This is a genomic window from Vibrio sp. 10N.261.55.C5 (assembly GCF_041470505.1).
In the GTDB taxonomy this organism is placed as follows: Bacteria; Pseudomonadota; Gammaproteobacteria; order Enterobacterales; family Vibrionaceae; genus Vibrio; species Vibrio crassostreae_C.
The window spans coordinates 138,025-159,130 of record NZ_JBFRMS010000011.1 but is presented as its reverse complement, the minus strand read 5'-3'; the positions used below and the strand labels follow the sequence as shown (position 1 = coordinate 159,130).

20 protein-coding genes are annotated in these 21,106 nt (G+C 38.2%); 3 read left to right on the top strand and 17 right to left on the bottom strand.

Going from position 1 to position 21,106, the window contains the following annotated elements; genetic code table 11:
- Positions 1–212: 212 nt before the first annotated feature.
- The 7 genes from cysN to AB4263_RS04290 form a co-directional block, all read right to left on the bottom strand.
- On the bottom strand, positions 213–1,619 hold the full coding sequence (gene cysN / locus AB4263_RS04320; protein WP_372097636.1) for a sulfate adenylyltransferase subunit CysN: 1,407 nt from the start codon (positions 1,617–1,619) through the stop codon (positions 213–215).
- Between the two features lie 142 nt (positions 1,620–1,761).
- On the bottom strand, positions 1,762–2,724 hold the full coding sequence (locus AB4263_RS04315) for a DHH family phosphoesterase (RefSeq protein ID WP_372097634.1): 963 nt from the start codon (positions 2,722–2,724) through the stop codon (positions 1,762–1,764).
- Complete coding sequence (gene cysC / locus AB4263_RS04310; protein ID WP_372097632.1) at positions 2,724–3,371, bottom strand: adenylyl-sulfate kinase; 648 nt, start codon at positions 3,369–3,371, stop codon at positions 2,724–2,726. The genes AB4263_RS04315 and cysC overlap by 1 nt, the downstream gene beginning before the upstream one ends.
- 6 nt (positions 3,372–3,377) lie before the next feature.
- Positions 3,378–4,292 carry a sulfate adenylyltransferase subunit CysD gene (gene cysD / locus AB4263_RS04305; protein ID WP_108117582.1) on the bottom strand — a complete coding sequence of 305 codons (915 nt, stop codon included), beginning with the start codon at positions 4,290–4,292 and terminating at the stop codon, positions 3,378–3,380.
- Positions 4,293–4,310: 18 nt separating this feature from the next.
- Positions 4,311–6,050, bottom strand: a complete 1,740-nt coding sequence (locus tag AB4263_RS04300; protein WP_372097630.1) for an SLC13 family permease — start codon at positions 6,048–6,050, stop codon at positions 4,311–4,313.
- Positions 6,051–6,366: 316 nt separating this feature from the next.
- Positions 6,367–6,915 (bottom strand): sugar transferase, encoded by a 549-nt coding sequence (locus tag AB4263_RS04295; RefSeq protein ID WP_372097720.1) that lies wholly within the window; start codon positions 6,913–6,915, stop codon positions 6,367–6,369.
- Positions 6,916–7,028: 113 nt separating this feature from the next.
- A complete protein-coding gene (locus tag AB4263_RS04290; protein ID WP_372097718.1) occupies positions 7,029–7,973 on the bottom strand; it encodes a UDP-glucose 4-epimerase family protein in 945 nt (314 codons plus the stop codon).
- A 168-nt stretch (positions 7,974–8,141) separates the two neighbouring features.
- Between AB4263_RS04290 and AB4263_RS04285 the strand changes: the two genes are divergently transcribed.
- Positions 8,142–10,028 carry a polysaccharide biosynthesis protein gene (locus tag AB4263_RS04285; RefSeq protein WP_372097628.1) on the top strand — a complete coding sequence of 629 codons (1,887 nt, stop codon included), beginning with the start codon at positions 8,142–8,144 and terminating at the stop codon, positions 10,026–10,028.
- Here the strand turns inward: AB4263_RS04285 and AB4263_RS04280 are convergent.
- From AB4263_RS04280 to AB4263_RS04235, 10 genes are all read right to left on the bottom strand, one after another.
- Positions 10,012–11,169, bottom strand: coding sequence for a CDP-glycerol glycerophosphotransferase family protein (locus AB4263_RS04280; protein ID WP_372097626.1), 1,158 nt, complete (start codon positions 11,167–11,169; stop codon positions 10,012–10,014). The genes AB4263_RS04285 and AB4263_RS04280 overlap by 17 nt on opposite strands.
- Positions 11,169–11,582 (bottom strand): adenylyltransferase/cytidyltransferase family protein, encoded by a 414-nt coding sequence (locus tag AB4263_RS04275; protein WP_372097624.1) that lies wholly within the window; start codon positions 11,580–11,582, stop codon positions 11,169–11,171. Before AB4263_RS04275 ends, AB4263_RS04280 begins: the two co-directional genes overlap by 1 nt.
- A 6-nt stretch (positions 11,583–11,588) precedes the next feature.
- A complete protein-coding gene (locus tag AB4263_RS04270; protein WP_372097622.1) occupies positions 11,589–12,542 on the bottom strand; it encodes a glycosyltransferase family 52 in 954 nt (317 codons plus the stop codon).
- Entirely contained in the window at positions 12,542–13,363 is an 822-nt protein-coding gene (locus AB4263_RS04265; RefSeq protein ID WP_372097620.1) for a hypothetical protein, read from the bottom strand. Before AB4263_RS04265 ends, AB4263_RS04270 begins: the two co-directional genes overlap by 1 nt.
- Positions 13,356–14,525: a polysialyltransferase family glycosyltransferase gene (locus AB4263_RS04260; RefSeq protein ID WP_372097618.1), complete on the bottom strand. Its 1,170-nt coding sequence runs from the start codon at positions 14,523–14,525 to the stop codon at positions 13,356–13,358. The genes AB4263_RS04265 and AB4263_RS04260 overlap by 8 nt, the downstream gene beginning before the upstream one ends.
- Positions 14,522–15,580, bottom strand: coding sequence for a hypothetical protein (locus AB4263_RS04255; protein WP_372097616.1), 1,059 nt, complete (start codon positions 15,578–15,580; stop codon positions 14,522–14,524). The genes AB4263_RS04260 and AB4263_RS04255 overlap by 4 nt, the downstream gene beginning before the upstream one ends.
- 121 nt (positions 15,581–15,701) lie before the next feature.
- Positions 15,702–16,427 (bottom strand): sulfotransferase family 2 domain-containing protein, encoded by a 726-nt coding sequence (locus AB4263_RS04250; RefSeq protein WP_372097614.1) that lies wholly within the window; start codon positions 16,425–16,427, stop codon positions 15,702–15,704.
- A gap of 215 nt (positions 16,428–16,642) precedes the next feature.
- Positions 16,643–17,767 carry a UDP-N-acetylglucosamine 2-epimerase gene (neuC, locus tag AB4263_RS04245; RefSeq protein ID WP_372097613.1) on the bottom strand — a complete coding sequence of 375 codons (1,125 nt, stop codon included), beginning with the start codon at positions 17,765–17,767 and terminating at the stop codon, positions 16,643–16,645.
- Positions 17,768–18,811, bottom strand: a complete 1,044-nt coding sequence (locus AB4263_RS04240; protein WP_372097611.1) for an N-acetylneuraminate synthase family protein — start codon at positions 18,809–18,811, stop codon at positions 17,768–17,770. It lies immediately after the preceding gene.
- Positions 18,804–19,493, bottom strand: coding sequence for a cytidylyltransferase domain-containing protein (locus tag AB4263_RS04235; protein WP_372097609.1), 690 nt, complete (start codon positions 19,491–19,493; stop codon positions 18,804–18,806). Before AB4263_RS04235 ends, AB4263_RS04240 begins: the two co-directional genes overlap by 8 nt.
- Positions 19,494–20,073: 580 nt before the next feature.
- Between AB4263_RS04235 and AB4263_RS04230 the strand changes: the two genes are divergently transcribed.
- Together AB4263_RS04230 and secB are read left to right on the top strand one after the other, a co-directional pair.
- Entirely contained in the window at positions 20,074–20,508 is a 435-nt protein-coding gene (locus tag AB4263_RS04230) for a rhodanese-like domain-containing protein (protein WP_371725390.1), read from the top strand.
- Positions 20,509–20,615: 107 nt separating this feature from the next.
- Positions 20,616–21,083: a protein-export chaperone SecB gene (gene secB, locus AB4263_RS04225; protein ID WP_009847959.1), complete on the top strand. Its 468-nt coding sequence runs from the start codon at positions 20,616–20,618 to the stop codon at positions 21,081–21,083.
- Positions 21,084–21,106: the final 23 nt, after the last annotated feature.

Genomic DNA, 21,106 nt, shown 5'->3' with positions numbered 1-21,106 from the left:
GTAAGGTAAGGTAAGGTAAGCACACAAATCGATGGTTAAGCCGACAAGATAAACCTCTGCCAAGCTCAGTAAGGTAAAACACACCTGAGCCTAGAGATAAGATGCAGCCAACTGTTTACTATTAGCTGTTAACTATTAACTACACTCTGTCGCCAGAGCCCTTGCCTAAGACTGTAGTGATTAAATTCAGTATGCACTACAGTCTGATGAGGTTATATCTCTGCACAACCCCACTCAGGGAAGTGCTTGCGCACGTAGGCATTCAAGTCTTTTTCTGATGGAGAGTAGACACGGCCGTCTTCTTTTTCATCCGATACAGATGCAACCATACCCGCCCCCACTGTTACATTATTATGACGGTCAATCACAATAAATGACCCAGTTTGTGGCAGTGTTTGATATGTATCAACAGCGATCTTGTCCGTCAATACAATCTCAGACAAAGCAATCTCGTTAAGGTCTAACGTTTCACTCTCTTCAGCGTGCTGTTCTAATGTATTGACATCAATTTTATGAGGGATGCCCGTCACTTTACCTACACAAGATTTGGTCGAAAACTTAAAAATATATTCTTTATGCGTTCGCATTGGGTTCTCACCCATCCATACGACGTGAGCATTGACCTTATTGGTAACTTTAGGCTCATGACCGTTGTGCACCAGCATATCACCGCGTGACACATCAATCTCATCTTCAAGAATTAACGTAATCGCTTGACCAGGACGTGCAGTATCCAGCTCACCATCAAAGGTATAAATGGACTTTACGCGTGAGCTCTTGCCTGATGGCAGTGCTGTCACTTCATCGCCCACTTGCACCAGGCCAGAAGCGAGCGTGCCACAGAAACCACGGAAGTTTAGGTTAGGGCGATTCACGTATTGCACCGGAAAGCGCATGTGTTCAAGGTCTTTATCTTGGTCAATTTTGACGGTTTCAAGCAGCTTCATCAGCGTTGCACCTGGATACCAATCCATCGCTTCACTTGGCGTCACCACGTTGTCCCCGTTAAGGGCTGAAATCGGCACAAAACGGATATCATCGATGTTGAAGTTCTTCGCCATTTCACGGTAAGCAGCCTTGATCTTCTGATACACCTCTTGGCTATAGTCCACCAAGTCCATTTTGTTGACAGCGACAATGATGTGTTTAATACCCAGCAAACTACAGATATAACTATGGCGACGAGTTTGAGTTTGAATGCCGTAACGAGCATCCACCATGACAATCGCTAAATCACAGGTAGAGGCACCTGTCACCATGTTACGTGTGTACTGCTCGTGCCCTGGAGTATCAGCGATGATGAACTTACGTTTATCCGTTGAGAAGTAACGGTATGCTACATCAATCGTAATACCTTGCTCTCGTTCTGACTGCAGACCATCCACCAAAAGCGCCAAATCGAAATCGCCATCGGTGGTGTTGAATTTCTGAGAGTCTTTCTCAATCGCTGCCATTTGGTCTTCGTAAATCAACTTTGAATCGTAAAGCAGACGACCAATCAGTGTAGACTTACCATCATCAACGTTACCGCAAGTGAGAAAGCGCAATAAATCTTTGTTTTCATGAACTTTCAGATATGCTTCGATATCCGTTGCGATAAGTTCTGAGCTGTGAGACATATCGTTCTCCTAATCTTCTTTTTCAGGCTTCAATGCCCAGTATAATGGGGTTGTCTACTCGAATGCTTTGCACTCTAGAGTGTGGGAGCTTTTGCTCCACATTACAGAAAGTGACTGTGTACCTTCCGCAATTACATTTCATTTAATGAGCGTAATACGCTGACAACGTGTTGATGAACTTCTGCTTGTCATCTAGCGTTAACGCGTTAATGCCTGCAGCTGCTTTACGACCACCACCAGTTGGAAACAATGAGCAGATGTCATCCGCACCCACACGGTTGTTCAATGGTGCACGCACGCTCACCGTGTAATCTTGCTCGCTTGCATTTAGCGTTAATACTGCATGCGCTAAATCAGGGCTTTGATTTGCGAGCTCGTTGCCAAACACACCACTAATGCGCCTTGCCCAGGCTTCACACGGCAGCTCAAACACTTTACATTGTGTGTCCGAGTGAACCGATTTGACGCTCAGCACTTGGTTACGATCTAGCTCATAGCCTTTTTTCAGCGTATGGTATGGCGAGCTCTCATCATCGAGTAGCGATAACGGGTCTGCGTAGGCTGTCAATTGTTGATACAGGTCTGCCGGGGCAATGTGCAAATCATTCAGCACTGCGCCATAGCCGTTGTAGTTAATCAATGTACCCAGCTCTTTTAAGAACTCGATTTCTGATTCGGTTAAGCTAATCTCTTGTGCTAGCTTATTGGCTGAAGCAAACAGATTGTCACCAAACGCGGCCGCAACGGCCCATTTAGCGAACTGTCCGCCTAGGCGATTATTAACCAGTAAACTGGTACACATTTCTGCATCCAAATTAATTAGTGCATCTAGGTTGTCTGACTGTGGTATATCGCCGCTACGGTGATGGTCGCAATAAAACACTTTCACGTTGTTTTGCAAAAGCACTTCCAGTTCTGGTAGGTTTTTCTCCATGGAGATATCCAGCGCCGTCACTGATTCTGCTTGGTCAATATCCACTTGCTTCAGCAGTTGAATGTCACGTTTCACGCCGGTAACCAATATAGATTCTTTGGGCTCTGCGAATCTCAGTTGCAACAAGGCAATGATGCCATCAGCATCACCGTTAAATACGTCATAATGCATTAATACTGTTCTCCTAACTGCAAGTAACCTTTTTTCTCAAGTTCAGCCACGACAAAATCCGCACAAGCTTCAATCGATAGCTCAGCCGTATGCAGATGGATTTCAGGGTTTACCGGTGCTTGGTATTCTGAGTCGATGCCTGTGAAGTGTTTAATCTCACCTGCGCGTGCTTTCTTGTAGAGCCCTTTAGGGTCGCGAGCTTCACACACATCTAGCGGTGTATCGACAAACACTTCAAGAAATTCGCCTTCAGTTACCAATTCACGCACTTGTTGGCGATCAGAAATAAACGGCGAGATAAACGCAGTTAACACAATATTGCCCGCATCAACAAACAGCTTAGCTACCTCACCGATGCGGCGGATATTTTCAATGCGGTCTGTATCTGAAAAACCTAAATCTCTATTAAGACCATGACGCACATTATCGCCATCAAGCAGATAACTGTGCTTGCCCATTTGCAGCAGTTTACTTTCAACGGCATTTGCAACGGTGGATTTACCGGAACCACTTAAACCGGTGAACCAAAGTATGACTGGCTTTTGCCCTTTTTGAGCCACACGATCTTGATGGGTCACTGTTGAGTTATGCCACACGACATCTTCACTCACCGAGTCATTGCTTTTATGTTGGTATGGAGTCGTCATAACAGTTTAGAAATACCCTTCGCGTTTCTTCTTCTCCATTGAGCCAGAAGAATCATGATCAATGGCACGGCCTTGGCGTTCAGACGTTGTGGTTAGTAGCATCTCTTGGATAATTTCTGGCAACGTCGCGGCTTCAGACTCTACCGCACCCGTCAACGGGTAACAGCCAAGCGTACGGAAACGAACCATCTTTTCTTCAATCACCTCACCTTCTTTGAGCTCCATACGCTCATCGTCTTTCATTATGAGCATGCCGTCACGCTTAATCACTGGACGTTTTGCCGCTAGGTATAATCCTGGAATTTCAATGTTCTCTAGGTAGATGTATTGCCAGATATCCAGCTCAGTCCAGTTTGACAAAGGGAACACTCGAATGCTCTCGCCTTTATTTACCTTGCCGTTATACACATTCCATAGCTCAGGGCGTTGATTCTTTGGATCCCATCGATGATGCTCATCGCGGAAGGAATAAACACGCTCTTTGGCTCGAGACTTTTCTTCATCACGGCGTGCGCCTCCAAATGCAGCATCAAAGCCATGCTTGTCCAGAGCTTGCTTCAAGCCTTGGGTTTTCATGATGTCAGTATGTACAGAACTGCCATGGACAAATGGGCTGATGTCCATCTCAACCCCTTCAGGGTTTTGATGCACAATCAACTTCATACCTACTTTTTCGGCCATATAGTCACGAAACTGAATCATTTCTTTAAACTTCCACGTGGTATCTACGTGCATTAACGGGAACGGAGGAGTCGCTGGCGCAAATGCTTTTTGCGCTAGGTGGAGCATCACCGAAGAATCTTTACCAACAGAATATAGCATTACCGGGTTATCAAACTCAGCGGCAACCTCACGCATGATATGAATAGACTCAGCTTCTAGTTGCTTTAGATGAGTCATACGCTCTGGAGAAATATTCATTTCAAAGAAGTCCTTAAATTACAATCCAATAAAGGCTGGAATTGCGGTTAACACAATCACGCCATAAAGCAGGCACATCGGCACACCTACTTTCACAAAATCTTGCAGTGTATACTGACCCGCATTAAACACCATCAGGTTAGTTTGGTAACCATACGGACTAATAAAACTGGCGCTGGCGCCAAACGCTACTGCGAGTATATACGCTTGAGGGTTTGCAGATAAACTCGAAGCCAGTTCAACTCCAATAGGAAGTACGAGAGCTGCAGCCGCATTGTTAGTGACTAACTCTGTCATCATCCATGCCAATACATAAACAACAATCAAGCCAGTCAGTGGAGTAAACAAATAGTCATATGAATGAACCATTGTTTCTAACCCACTCAAAGCACCACTATTCGTTAAAGCCTGAGACAAAAGCAGGGCTGAGGATATAATCAACCAAATATTTTTAGGCAAACGCTGCAGAACCTCATTAGCCGTTAAACACCCTGACAACAATAGTGCACCTAATAATATCAGCATCACTTTAAAAAGAGACACAACACCTAACGCTGCCAATAAGATAGAACCGAGAAAGCCAACAACAGTCAGCTTTTCTCTCCAGCCACCTAAGCACAGATCCGTTTCGACTTCGCTCAATAAGTAAAAATTCTTACGGATATTATTTCTAGAGTAGTGATCGTTTCCGACTGCAAGTACTAAGTAATCACCGGCCTCAAGCGTCACCTCGCCGAGCTTGCCCGATAGCGCCACCCCATCGCGTTTAATCGCAACGACAGCAGCATCAAACAAAGCACGAAAGCCTGAATGTTTAAGTGTTTTCCCAACCAAATTACTTTCCGGTTTAATGACCACTTCAGAAAGGTTATCAAGAGGTAAGCCGCTGTTACTCGCGAACAAAGAAAGGCCATTGAACTCCCTTAATATCGTTATCTTCTTCACGTCACCACTAAACAACAAGCGATCATTGGGTGCAATAATCTCCTGAGGAGTAACAGGCGATATCAAGCGCCCCTCTCTCAATATTTCAACCAAAAATAAGGACTCTAAATGTCGAAGACCATTTTGTTCTACAGACTTTCCGATTAGATCTGAATCTAAAGCGACTTCAGTATCGATAATATAGTCACGAATCTGAACTTGGCCCTTATCGTACTCTGGCAATAATGGGCTTAATGCAAACAAAAGCGCCCCACAACCCACTACCAAACATAAGCCCACAACGGTAAAGTCGAAAAACCTCAAACTAGGCAAACCTGAGTCGATAACCAAACTATTGACGATTAAGTTAGTGGACGTTCCAACTAAGGTTAAGGTTCCACCCAGTATGGCCGCATAAGAAAGAGGGATAAGTAGTTTACTGGCTTTGTGGTGCGGATTGTTGCGGATCGGTGCCAACATAGTGGAAACGACCGCAGTATTGTTCAATATCGCTGAAGAAAAAGTGGTTAAGCTGAATAACCTGAGCAAGGTGAGACGATAATTAGGTCCAATAACATAGTTGGTAACTACTCTTAGTAGCTTCGTTTTCTCTAATGCTACAGAGCAAATAATCAACAGCATCAAAGTTAATAAACCCATATTTGAAAAGCTTTGGATAACCTGCTCTGTCGTAACAAGAGAGCTGGTAAAAAGCACTAACAACAATACACCAAACACTCTATCAGACTGAGATTGAAAGCGTATCAAGCTGCAAATTGTTGCAACGAACAAGCCAAGTACCTGAACAGCAGGATTCATTAACCAATCAAGCAAAACCAGTGCTCCAAATAAACGAACTAAGGTATGAGAATACAAACACCAAAGAGAACAGCCTATCATGGCGACATTATAGGCTTAAGTATAGTGATACCATAAAACAGGGAAATACAGGTGTCAGTTCATGGCTCTCGTCAACACTAAAATTAACTAACGAACACTGACTTCGCTACGTAAAGTGGTGGTTATCATTCAATAACCTACGCTCTGAACAGCCACATTCACTACACGTTTAGCCCCTTGCCTAAGCCTCATTACCATACAAAACTGATTCTAAAAAACGTCAAAGATAGGTAAGAAAACAAGAGGAAAATTAAACGCGGTCGCCCGAGCCTTTACCTAAGACTGTTTGAATGATGTATTGGAAGTACAATTTAGTATTCAACGTGTGAATCATGCGTTGATCCCACTCCGCGAGTTTTTCCGGTGTCGACATGTCGATATCATTGATTTGAGCTAACCCCGTCACACCCGGTCTAACCGACAACACTCCTCTCGACTCTCTCTCATCAATCAGCTCTTGCTGGTTAAACAGGCATGGCCTTGGACCAACTAAACTCATTTCACCTTTAAGTACGTTGTATAACTGAGGCAGTTCATCAAGCTTGGTCTTACGTAGGAATCCACCGAGCTTAGTCACTGAACTCGCTCCAACTAAATGGGTCGCAACAGATTTGGTTTCGACAGGCATGGTTCTGAATTTGACCAAGGTAAATGGTTTTTTGTTGCGCCCTACTCGGGTCTGAAAAAAGACAGGAGAACCCGTATCAAAATAGCCGAGGAGACAAATAACAACAAATACAGGCCAAAGGAACAACAAGCCAAAGAAAGCAAAAACAAAATCTAACAAACGAATCAAAATATGTGTCCTATCAAATTCGGATTAAAAACATGGGGGCGCTATAAGCACCACTAATCAATAAAACATACCTGAAGAATTTATGGACAAGAAATCCATAAGCTACCTGAAACGCATCAATGCGACTTCAAGTAAGCTTCTACTGTTCTTTTGATCCCTTGTTCAAAACTTACAGGAGGTTTCCATCCCAAGAGCTCTTTCGTCAAACCTATCTCAACCTGAAGGTTGCCACAGATTCTTTGAGCTATGTGCTTCTTTTTTAAAGCAGACGATCCAGCTTGTATCCAAGACATTGGAATAGGCAAAAGCCTCGGAGCCTTGCCCATTGATACCGCAATAGTTCGCATTAATTGAGTTGTCGATACATCATGATCATCAGAAACCAAGAAGGTATGCCCCGGAGCTAAAGGATGTTCACAAACCGTCACTATCAAATCAGACAGATTATCCAAATAAACCAAGCTTCTCTGGTTCTTTATGGCACCAAAGGGCAACGGAATACCTTTATCAATCAAACGCATCATCGATAAGAAATTTGCTTTTACACCAGGTCCATAAACCAATGGTGGCCGAATGATAACCACTTCTAAATCAACCTCTTTTGACAACTCAACCAACCCTAATTCAACCTCATACTTACTCATGGCATAAGGGGCTTTGGGAAGGTAATTTAAATCAGGTTCAAAAGGGCATTTTGATTCACTAAAGTCTCCATTAACATTTATAGAGCTTACAAAAATAAATCTCTTAACACCTGCATTGGCAGCTTGTCTAGCTAAGGCTAGAGTTCCTAGAGTATTGGTTTCTCGATAAGCAGCTAAAGCACCATGTACGCTACCATCCATTTGATGTACGCGAGCTGCACAGTGAACAACGCAATCAACACCATCAAAAGCGTTGGACCAATCGGTCGAAGAGTTAATAGAAGATACAACGAAGCTATTAGCTAACCGCTCTCTTTGCTTTCTTACAACAGGAATGCACCCCCAACCTCGCTCTCTAGCCAACGCCATAACTCTAGAACCAATAAAACCACTACTACCTGTTACTAAAATATTCATAAAAAACAGCCTCAAACCGAACAAATAACGAGCAAGGAAAACAGCAAAACAACTAAGTACCGCAGAACCATCAATTACAGGTAGCTTACCGCACTTAAGAATATTAAAATATCTTGAATAAAACATTGTGCAGCTATTGCACAAAACATAAATACATCAGGGACAATAATGATTAAGCCAATACGATCTATTCTCAACACTAAGCGGAAAAATAAACGCTTAATCAGTGTTGGGTATGATATTTTCGCGATAGCTTTATCTATCTACCTTGCTATAGCGCTAAGACTGGGAACCTATACGTTTGAATTAGGCTTAGATGAATGGGTAACCCTCGTTCTCACGATTTCTATAACCATATTCAGTTTTGCAAAGCTTGGCATGTATAGAGCCGTCTTACGCTATATGATGTTTCCTGCTGTAGGAAATATCTTCCTTGCTGTATTTATATCATCACTTACCTTAGTCATTAGCGGCTTCTTTTTTCATACTTTTATCCCGAGAAGCGTTCCGTTTATCTATGCAGGGCTAGCAATTCTTACATTAGGCGGACCAAGAATTATGATCCGCTCAGTTTACGATCAGATGATAAAGCGCAAAAAACCAAACGTATTTATCTACGGCGCTGGCGCTACTGGTAGGGAACTTGTTTACGCTTTGATACATGGTGATGAATACAACCCTGTTATTCTGCTAGACGATGATCCAAGTAAAAGAGGTAACATTTTGTTTGGGTTAAAAGTCCATCATCCAAGTGAATTTGAGCATCTTCAATCTCTTTACCAGCCAGTAAAGCTATTACTAGCAATTAATAATATTAATAAAGGTAAACGATTAAGACTCGTAGAAAAATTATCTGATTGGCCTATTGCGATTCAGTCTGTCCCATCGGTAGAGGACATAGCAGCCGGTAAAGCGACTGCGACAGAGATCAAAGATCTCGACGTAGCTGATCTACTGGGCAGAGCGCCTATCACACCTGACAGTGAACTGCTGGCAAAGAATATTCATAACAAGAGTGTCATGGTAACCGGTGCCGGTGGTTCAATTGGTTCTGAGCTATGCCGCCAAATCATAGCACAACAACCCAAGATACTAGTCTTGTTCGAACTCAATGAATACAATCTGTATAAGATTGAACAAGAGCTGCTCTCTACTAAAAAAAACTTAAAAAGTAAAACTCGTATAATTGCAGCACTTGGTTCTGTTCAAAGACAGAATCGTCTTGAAAAGTTGATAGCGTCATATCAAGTTCAAACTTTATACCATGCCGCAGCATATAAGCATGTGCCCTTAGTAGAAGACAATATTGTTGAGGGTATACGGAATAACGTATTTGGCACGCTCGCTTGTGCCAAAGCAGCAATTGAGTGTAAGGTGGAAAATTTCACTCTTATCTCAACAGATAAAGCGGTTAGGCCAACAAATATAATGGGGGCGAGTAAAAGAATGGCAGAGCTTGTTCTTCAAGCTCTTGCAGACAAAAATACAAATACAACTTTTACAATGGTAAGATTTGGCAATGTTTTAGGCTCTTCTGGCTCAGTCGTTCCGCTATTCAAGAAACAAATCAAAGCAGGGGGACCCTTAACCGTTACTCACCCAGATATAATTCGTTATTTTATGTTGATACCAGAAGCTGCCCAACTAGTTATTCAAGCCGGGACGATGGGTAACAACGGCCAAGTCTTTGTACTCGACATGGGAGAGCCAGTCAAAATTCTAGACTTGGCAAAACGAATGATCCACCTAATGGGTATGAAAGAGAATATAAAGGGTAACACCCAAGAAGGTGATATTGAAATCAGGTTTACCGGACTAAGGCCAGGAGAAAAGCTATACGAAGAGTTGCTGATTGGGGAGAATGTAGAAGGGACAAGACATGAAAAAATCATGACAGCTCGAGAAAGCAAGCTTGATTGGCCAGAAATGTTAGTACTCCTTAACGAGCTAGATCTATGCTGCCATGACTTCAATGTAAAATGCATTAAAAAAATTCTATTAGAAGCGCCTACTGGATATAGTCCTATTATAGAACACCCTAAAGATATGAAATAATTAGATCAGCATTTGATTTACAGTGGTCATTCTGAATCGAGTTTAACCTAGAATTAACCTTATTCCGTTCATCAGAATAGTATTCCTTAGATTCTATTAGCATTTTCAGTTCGTAAATAAATTCAACTTGATTCTGAGGTTTCGGCCCAGGAGTATTATCATGATAGTCTATTGAGAACCCGATAGTATGTTTATATTGTTCATAGTCATAAGGCAAAAAAAGGACGGGTTTCCTAGTTAAAAGAAAATCAATGTAAATACTAGAATAATCAGTAATTACAAGGTCAAATAATCCTAAAACTTCATTTATATCATTTACTGTATTTCGACTCAGTATTTCTATGTTACTAAAATTTTTGTAACCATTATCATTCTGTAAGTTAAAATTAGGATGAAGGCGTACATAAATTACCACCCCCAAAACTATCAAATGCTCATTTAACAATGCCAAATCTTTATCTTCAAAAGGAAAAATCTCTGTTTCTGAGAACGGGCGCCAAGTAGGTGCATACAAGACACTTCTATGATTCGAAAAACTTTTACCAGACTCAGCGAGTTTAATCGTAGTATCATTTCTAGCCTGCCCTGAAACTAGGACGTTTGCTTTAGATAGGTCAATGCACTTAGACCAGTTAGTAGAGAAAACGTCAGAAGTCGATATGAAATAACTAAAATTACCTTTTAGAATGTGATAGTAAATGATTTTTTTCCAGTTATTATACTTTTCACTCAACCCTATATTTTTTAGTGGAGCGCCATGTCCCAGATGAAATATATTTCTCCTTTTTGCTAGAAAGAATCCCCCAATAGGGGTCTCTAGAGATGAAGTTACCCAAGTTTTCGATTGCAATATATAGAATATAGACTTAAGAGAGTTTGATGAAATAAAATGCTCACCATAACTCTTAATAAGTTTATGACGTTTTATCCTATCATTTATAACGAACTTAATTTCAAATTCAGGATTATATTTTAAGAAATGAAAGAATAAATACTTTGAATTATCATTAAACTCCAAATTAAAACCGGAGTTGAATATTATTCTACGTTTATATATTGGAATAAAAAACCCAATTAATGAAGGGATAATTCCTTTTAGAAGGTTCAAAGCTCGATTTTTATTATATCTATCTTTATTCATCAAAATGTCTTTGCTATTTCAATAATTTCTGTTGTTGAAACCGAAGGTGTTCTTGGAAAATAAATAACATCACAAATATCATTCAACCCGTCAAACTTACCTTCCCAATCGTCACCCATTGCAAGTATATCTGCTTTATAGTAGTTAATATATTCCCTCTTCAACTCTAGTGAATGTTCGATAAATACCTCGTCGACAAATTTAACTGAATTGACAATTTTAAGCCTATCAGATTCGCAATAAATCGGAGTTCTTCCCTTTTTTTCGAAATTAAGCGTGTCACTTGAAATACCGACAATTAAAGTATCACCTAAAGAAGCGCATCTCTCCAATATATTTACATGACCAATGTGAAAAACATCAAATGTGCCAAATGTAATAATTCTTCTTTTTTTGTTCCCATTTTCGATCATAACAAATCAACCTATCCGTATAGTCTCATATTCAAAATTGGAGAAGAGCAGCTCAGTATCATACTTATTATTAATATCCGTATGCTTTAATATATTAACCTGAACCCTAGGGTTCCTAACCAAGTTAAGTTGAACGCTACTACCAAAACCATATAGTTTCACTATTGAGTAGCTATCGAGAAGATTAAGTAAATAATACTCTGTAAGTTCCTGAGGATATATGGGATTCACAATTGAAAATATCCTCTGGTCACATTTCTCTCTTGGGTGAGGAATATAGTACACACATTGATTTTCTGACTTCAAATCTATAATAAAATTCGACAAAGTAATCAAAAAACTTTCGTAATCTAATGCTTCAACTAATTCGGAATAACATCCTCCAAGGAAAATTGAAACCTCAGGTTTATCACTATTTTTGTCACAAGTTAGTGTGGGTTTTTCGAAAAGATCGACGTAAGTATATGGCACCTTGTAAAGGTAACGTCCAAAATTATATATTGTAAAATGATGAGATGACTTTGAAATAATACTCGCGTTATCCTCATGGATAAAAAACATTTTTTTAAACATCATTTTCGCAAATGAGCACTTAGAATTATGTATCATAGAATCATGCATTAAGCTTGCAGTACCATCATCAAATGTCACGATCGAGTTATAACTTGAATGTGATATCAAAAATTGAAAATATGTATTACTAACACTAGCTAAATAAATAGTGTCGTAGTCATCTAAGATATGGATAAAAAACAACAAATCTAGAGGTCTATTTCTCTTATGATAATAGATTAACTTCACTTCATCTGAGGAAAAACGTAAGAAATTTTTATGATTATCTTCCTTAAATTCGTCATCGACATATAAAATAATAGCATCATTGCTGGATACTCTTTTGATTATGTTCAAAACAATCTCTAACTGAAGCGGGCTTCTACATAAAAATAGGTTTTTGGCCATTAAGAAATACCACAACTCATAATATGTCCAAATTTACTCCTTAGTATATATGTTTTACCTACCACACTTTTAAAAGAGCTATTCGTAACCTTCGATAAGATTAATAATACGATAGCTTCAAAGAAAGTGACTTTCCCTGACATTTGAAGGACAATTATGAATATAAAGCAAAAATAATAAATAAGAACAGATATGAAGCCAATTATCGTAGCATTCGTTAACGACATTTTATCCAAAAAGTTATATCTATTGTTGGTAAATACTAAGTATTCCACCAATAATAAAAACAACATAAACATAGAAAAATAGAAAATGAAGTAATGGATTGATATCATCAGCATAGGTAGTGATAATATAATAATAAAAAGAAAGTCAGATAAAACTTTAACAGATATATCGGAAAAAACTGTTAAAGCCTTATGGCCAGCCCGCTTCCCTAATGGGAAAAACTTACCTTTTAAATTATGAATTGAAGAAATATCTCTAGCTAAGCCCTTTTCGACATATCTATTGAATAAAACATTAAAAATGTACAAAAAAAACAAGGCACATACGACAGAGAATACATAAAACTTAACACCGATAGTATCTTTAATTTCATCCAAAAAACCAACACTTGCAGCTCCAGATAACACTAACAGTAACTTCAATGGCAAAAACATTGTTACTGTATTGAAAATACGAACAATAACGCTATAGCTCGACCACTTAAGTATTGGTATTCCCAATTTTCCTCTAGCAAATATAGCAAGTTTTATTATATCGAAGTAACTTAAGAGTACTTTAGTTAACAATTTATTTATTGAGAATATTCTACCCACAGTCACGCTCACTTTTTTTAAGCAAGCTAGCTAATAATTCTTTATTTGTATAAGTATAAAGACCAAGCAATCCCCCTTCTGAAATACAAAGACTATCTGTTAACTCGACTTCGATATTTTTTGAAATTTGCTTACAATAAAACAAAGTAGAGCTAAACTGACTTATCAATTTCCTAGGCGTGTAAATCATAATAATCGTTTCTAAAGGTATTTTTATTTTACTATCAAGTAAAATAACATCACTATTAATTAGCTCACCAAGCTCCTCAGCTCTCACTTCTGTCGTTTTAGGGTGTAGTCGAACATAAAGTGGCCCCTTTTCAATAGCAGAAAGTTTATTTAAGAAATCAGCTTCGGAAAATAAACTCGCACCAGTAATTCCTTGACTAACATAGATTACACTTTCACTACATAAATCATTATAATTACTATCTTTTAGCAATTCTACTTCTAGAATCGATGGTTTAAAAGCAAGTTTAATATCTACTTTCTTTACCTTTTCAGCAGAAAAATTTTTCAACATCAAATCGGGAAAAGAGCTATAAAGTTCATCAACTACCATTACTCGCTTATATTTTTTAAAATTAGCCGCAGATAAAAGGCCTTCTTTTAACTCCAATGGTAAATAATTCATGTTCATACGAAAGTCTCGCTTCAGCCTACGTAACATTTTAAATGCGAGTTTTATACTATGATACATCCAATACAATGGGAAAATAGCTACGAGTTGGAAACATTTAAAAATGTATAATAACATTGCTTTGAATGGTTTGTAGACATGACTTTCACTTAGAATATAACTCCCTATTCCCTCTTCAAATAGGCACGTAACTATTCTTTTACTGTGCGCCAAAGAAATTATCTCTTCAAAAATACCAACATATGCACAAACACAAACCTTAGAAGTAGAAGAAGCTGGCATCGTACTCGAGATTAAATCCAAATTTGATTTTCTATTTTTTCTATTGTGTTTTGATATCGGTATATTTTCGCAATGGTTAAAACCTAGCCGAGCGGCCGAAAGGCGAATCGTATCAAAATATTCTAGATTATTACCTAACATTACAAATATTTTATATTCACTTAAAGACTCGTCATTTGATAGAATCATGGCTTTGGCGTGCGAGAGATGACCTATCGTCGATATATATATATGATTCATTTTATTAATTTCTTTAGTTTGCTAGCAATTCTGTAAATCAAGGAGTACTTCTTTAAAACTGCTATATTTTTACCAATAACTAAATTTTCTTTTTTTAAAGCTTCGATTTTACAATTAATTCTTTCCAGCTCTCTGTTTTTGTTAACAATCGTTTTTTGTTGCTGTTCAATCTTAAATACTAACGTGCTAGCCAGTTTTGCCACATCTTTTTTACTATAATGTTCTTTATTTTCAGAGGTCGATGGAATATTTAAGAAAGAGTCGGTAAATTCATACTTAGACGCTAGAGCAAGATTTGATTCCTTATAAATCACCTTTAACTCAGCAAGATGTGCCTCAGAAAGTAGGGATATCTTATCCGTGACGTTTTTATTTAAGTTAGCTTGAAGGACACTTCTCAACCAGCGATTATCGACTTGGTCAATTAACTGAAATGCTATATCAAAAGCTAACTGTCCGTACGATACATTATTGAATTCTTGTTTTTCAAGATAAACACTGCAGTCAAAAAATGCAGAAACATCATCAATAATATCATTTTTACAATATTTTTCTTCTGTATAATCAATAACAAAAATATTTTCTTTCAATTTAGGATCAATTCTTAATATAACCTCTCCCCAATCAAAAAGTTTTTTCCGTGCCTCATAGTACTCATCGAACACTATACGAGAACCTTGATGGACCTCTTGAATATATGAAGATTCTATAAATTCATCTTGCCTTCTAACAAATAACAGTAAGTTAATATCACTCGTAGGTATTATTTCCAACAAGCACTCACTAAATTTTTTACTTCTTGACTCGATATCGTCATAACCATTAAGGTAAGTTCCAAAGATTCTTTCGTTGCTGATAATATACTTTGAAAAACCTTGTGATTTAGCCTTTTCGATACGTAACAACAATTTATTAAAATATGAATCAGAAAAACAAACCTCGCTAATAGATTCGATATCTATAAAAATTTCTTTTTTATTTTTTTGACTTCTTAATGAGTTTTGTATAAATGTTGATCCCGTTTTATGAAACCCACCATGTATATATACTTTCATTGACCACACCTAATCATAGCAAATTTCAAATCAGTGAAAAATTATCCAACTCACAATCAGTTAATTTAAAAACCATCAATATAACGAATTTTACAACAGTAGAAAATAGGGTGTATAAATTCTACTTTAAAAACTCATTGATATCATATCCAAATTCTTTAAAGTCATCTTTATAATAATCCATTACATCTAATATGAACTTTTCATCATTATAATATTCAGCGTATTTTCTGTGCTTGCTCTTGTTCTTATGCTTTAAAGATGAAGTATCTATATAATCGTACTCTAGTGATAATTTTTCAAGGTCTTCTAATAACGTTTCCATTTTCAACACATGATTGACTTTTTTGTTACTTTTTGAATGGTTCAAAAATCTAACTTGAGGATCTATTGCTTTTGTTTTTTCTTTAAAAATATAGAAATATTCAGCCAATGTGAGATCATATATCTTTTCACCAAACCTTCTATATTGTGCTCCTTTATAACTTTTAGATGTATGATAACTCCATGAACTCACAAGCTTGTCAAATGGGTTCCTTACAACCAATATACTATTAAAGTCCTCCCATATTTCTTTATGGAAAGCTTTTGATGGGTATTTATGAGTAGTTACACATCCCCCAAAACCTAAAATGGACTTTATAGATGTCCCTGCACACTTTGGGTTATGAACAAAAATACATCGATTTTTATACGAAATATATTCAGATGGATATTGATTCTGTAGTCGTTTGTATCTTGCTGATTCATAGTTAAACCAGCGTTTTGTCTCAATATCAAATTTATCCCTAATATAATACTGTAACTTTTTGTCTACTTTTTTCAATCTAGCTAAAAAATCATTCATTAAAAAATCACTAATCTATATTAAATTTCGAACCTACCATTGAAGTATTATTAAAATAGAACTTCAATTAATCATTTGTTAAACCATATTTAATAATATTAAATATCATATTATTAAATATTAGCGACTAGACATGGACTGACTTATACATACTCTATAAAGATGAAATATTAAGAAAGTCCAAAACCAGTGTAACACCACTATATTAAGTGTTGTTAATCATTGAAATCTACAAACACCTTTTGTTTAGCTGTTTCCCAAAGCTGGGATTTAGAAATAGATTCGGTAAATAGTTTATCACTATCCCCAGAACCAAACTCACAATATGCAGCATACTTATTTGAGTATTCTCGATTCAAGGCTTTAACTATTTCTTTTGACGAATTATCAACGTTAATAATTGATTCCGCAGTTGCTCTATCTTTCTGTCGCGTACCAATATCTAACGAAGGTATACCATAAAATGGAGCTTCCCTAACGCCTGCGCTTGAGTTTCCGATTACTATTTTTGCGTGCTTCAACAAAGTCAAAAATGACTCAAAACGCACACTAGGAAAGACTCTAATTCTGTCAAATTTTTTAAATCTCTCATATTCATTAATAATAACATCTGTACCATGATCATTATTAGGGAATATTACAACAAAGTTTTTTTCAGATTCAATAATGGCATCAACGACTTGTGTTATATTCTCTTTTAATTGATCCACCTCAGTCGTTACTGGGTGATACATCAAAACACCATAGTCATTAAACGGAATATCATAATGGCTGAGAACATCAACGAGGTCAGGTAAATTTCCAGAAGACATAATATCTAAATCGGGAGAACCTATAACATGAATTGTTTCATCTGATTCACCTAACTGAACTAATCGATTTTTAGCGGTTTCATTTGATACATAATGAAGGTGTGACATTTTACTGACACTATGTCGAATTAACTCATCAATAGTTCCAGAGACTTCCCCCCCTTCAATATGAGATACAAGAATATTGTTTAAACTTCCTACGATCGCGCCAGCCATAGCTTCAACTCTATCGCCATGCACTACGATCATGTCAGGCTCTACTTCCTTGACATAATCTGATAGCCCAGAAATAGTCTTAGCTAAAACAACATCCATAGTATCTTCAGAGTGTTGGTTGATATACTTGTATACGTTAGAAAAGCCGCACTTCTCCACCTCTTGTACTGTAAATCCATACTTCTTCAGCATATGCATTCCAGTAACGAAAATGTGAGGTTGGAACTCTTCTGACTTTTCAACTTTCTCGATAAGTGATTTAAGTTTCCCAAAGTCAGCTCGAGTCCCCGTTAGAAAGACTATTTTTTTCATTTAGATGATGTCCGACTTTTTGATCTGAATATCCGTTGAAATGTTAACCAGAGCTTTTTTCCCTAATAGTGATTCATAGTCATCTGCTAGAAAATCTCCTGTTCCAGGGCGCTTTACCCAAAGGTTATCTCGGGTCAATTCTTCTCCAGCTTTAATGTCTTTAATCGAAACAACACTAGCGTAAGCAAAATCGATGGTAACCTGCTCTTCTTTTGCCGCTTCTTTCTTACCGCCACGCATTTTTGCCATTCGTGCTGACTGTTCAATAAGCTCTCGACACTCTTCAGCATCCATAGAGCAACAAATATCCGGACCAGGTCTAGATTTACTATCTGTAAAGTGACGCTCTAGAACTGAAGCTCCGCAGGCTACCGCACCTAAACAAGCAATGTTATCAATACTGTGATCAGATAAACCTACAACAGCATCCGGAAATGCTTCTTGTATTTGCTCCATCGCTCCAATACGAATCAAGTGATCTGGTGTTGGATACAGGTTCGTCGTATGCAGTAAACAGAATGGCGTTTCATGCTTCCTAAAAATATCTACAGCTTTCTGAATAGAAGGAATATCATTCATCCCTGTGCTCAAAATAACAGGTTTGCCGTAGCTAGCAATAAGGTCTAGAAGAGGGTAGTTGTTACATTCCCCCGACCCAATTTTATACGCTGGTACACCCATTCTTTCCAAACGTTCGGCAGCTGCCCGTGAAAATGGAGTACTAATGAATATTGCACCTTTAGACTCTACATATTCTTTCAGTTTCGTCTCATCGGCTTCATTGAGTGAGCATCGTTCCATTATTTCATAAATTGAGACGTCAGCATTCCCTGGTATTACCGACTTTGCCTCTTCACTCATTTCATCTTCGACGACATGAGTTTGGTGCTTTATCACTTCAGCTCCGCCAGCAATGGCCGCATCAACCATCTCGAATGCAACTTTCAGTGAGCCTTCATGGTTGATACCAATTTCTGCAATTACCAATGGAGAATGTTCAAGCCCAACTTTACGTCCAGCGATTTCAAATACAGGATTAAGCATTAATTTTATCCTTCAAAATTTGTTCTACTTTCAAAAAATCATCAATTGTATCAATATCTTCTGATTCTAACTCAGACATGACATACGGCAACACCTTATCTCTCGGTATTTGATTAAATTCTTGAAACGCTTCTTTATGAAAAGCATAAATTGCACCATTGGGCTGATATGCTTGAGGTAAATCTTGCCTACGCATATAAGGGGCTTTCTTACTGTAAAGACCAGTAATGAATCCACTTTCACTTTGAACATACGCTTTGATTGGAGTATGTGTCGGTTCAAACACACTAATTATACAATCTGCATTAGAATTAGACAAAACCTCCAACGCCTCGTTAAGATGTGTACTTGTCCTTAGTGGCGAAGTAGGCTGCAAGAGAACTATTTGTTGTGTATCAACATTCATGCTTTCTAACCATGAAATTGCATGTTCGATAACAGATTCACTAGTTGCTGAGTCTGTCGCTAATAGCTCTGGTCTAGGGATAATCTCCGCCCCAAAACTCCGACTCACCTCGGCTATTTCAGCGTCCTCTGTTGATACATACACAAGATCAATAGACTTACACTCTTGCGCCGCTTTAATTGTCCATCCGATGAGTGGTATTCCATTTAATTTAAGAATATTTTTCCTTGGAAGTCCTTTAGAGCCACCTCTAGCTGTTATTAATGCTATTCGCATATTTCCACCCTAATTCCCCACATAAAAGAATGATTATCATTATTCGTTTAGCGTTACTTCAATGTACGCCTAAAAAATTAAACAAGACTTCTCCCTAGCTTATAGTCAGAGGTATTGTTGATTTTTCCAACTCATTCAAGTACATGTCAACGATACGAACCTTCACTTGATTAAAGCTTAGACACAATTACAAATTACACATTTTGTAAATCAACAATGCACGGAAGCTATCAAGCGATGTTACTCAACACTACATAGTGAGATCATCACAGTAGGTAAAGGTCAAGTCATTGTGATTTTTAGCGCAAAATTCACACAGAAAGCGATATACCTCTTTGAACTAAAGCAAGCTACCGCCCTTTGGTCATTCGCGAAACCACACTACGCAGACTACAAGTCATTAAAAATGATAGAAACCTTTTAATTATCTCATTTCAAGGTCCAAGAGGCAAACCATCAACAAGCTTATGCTCATGCATAATAGCAAAGGATTATTAAGCGAACCTATACACCAAACCCAAAATCTCGCTATACTCCTACCCTATAATTTTTCGCCCAATAACGAATAAGAGTTCAAGATATGCAAGAGTTAGTTCCATTTGTTCAAGAGAATATGATTTTAGCCATCGTATGGATCGGCTTGGTTGTTGCCATCATTGCGAACGTTATCAAGACATCAAACGCAGCCTACAAAGAGATCACGGCAGCGCAAACCACACACATGATTAACCGTGAAAACGGTGTTGTGGTTGATATTCGTACTAAGGATGAGTTCAAAAAGGGCCATATTACGGACGCAGTTCACATTTTGCCGTCAGACATCAAAGCAAATAGCGTTGGTAGCCTTGAAAGCCACAAAGCAGACCCAATCATCGTAGTATGCAAGACAGGTCAAACCGCTCAAGAAAGCGCTAATCTACTGGTTAAAGCAGGTTTCGAGAACGTAAGCGTACTGAAAAGTGGCTTAGTGGCTTGGAGCGAAGCTAACTTACCTTTGGTTAAAGGCAAGAAGTAGTTCAAAGCAAAAAGTAAGCTGACCTGATTACACGAATATGACTTTAAGGTTTTTGTTCGGCTGATATGACGAACAAAACCTAATTTGAAATTTTTAAGGACAAGAAAATGGCTGAAGCAGCACAACAAGACGCACAACAGAACTTCGCAATCCAACGTATTTTCCTAAAAGACGTCTCTTTCGAAGCGCCAAACTCTCCAGATATGTTTCAAAAAGAGTGGAACCCAGATGTAAAACTGGACCTAGACACTCAAAGCCGTGAGCTTGGCGAAGGCGTTTACGAAGTTATCCTACGTCTAACTGTTACTGTTAAGAATGCAGAAGACACTGCATTCCTTTGTGAAGTTCAACAAGGCGGTATCTTCTCTGCAAGCGAAATGGAAGCTGGTCAACTGGCTCATTGCCTAGGCGCATTCTGCCCGAACATCCTGTTCCCATACGCTCGTGAAACGATTTCTAGCCTAGTGGTTAAAGGTACGTTCCCACAACTGAACCTAGCTCCAGTAAACTTCGATGCTTTGTTCATGAACTACCTACAGAACCAAGCTCAACAAGCTGAAGGCGAACAGGCTTAAGTCTCAAAGTAGAACTTAACTCT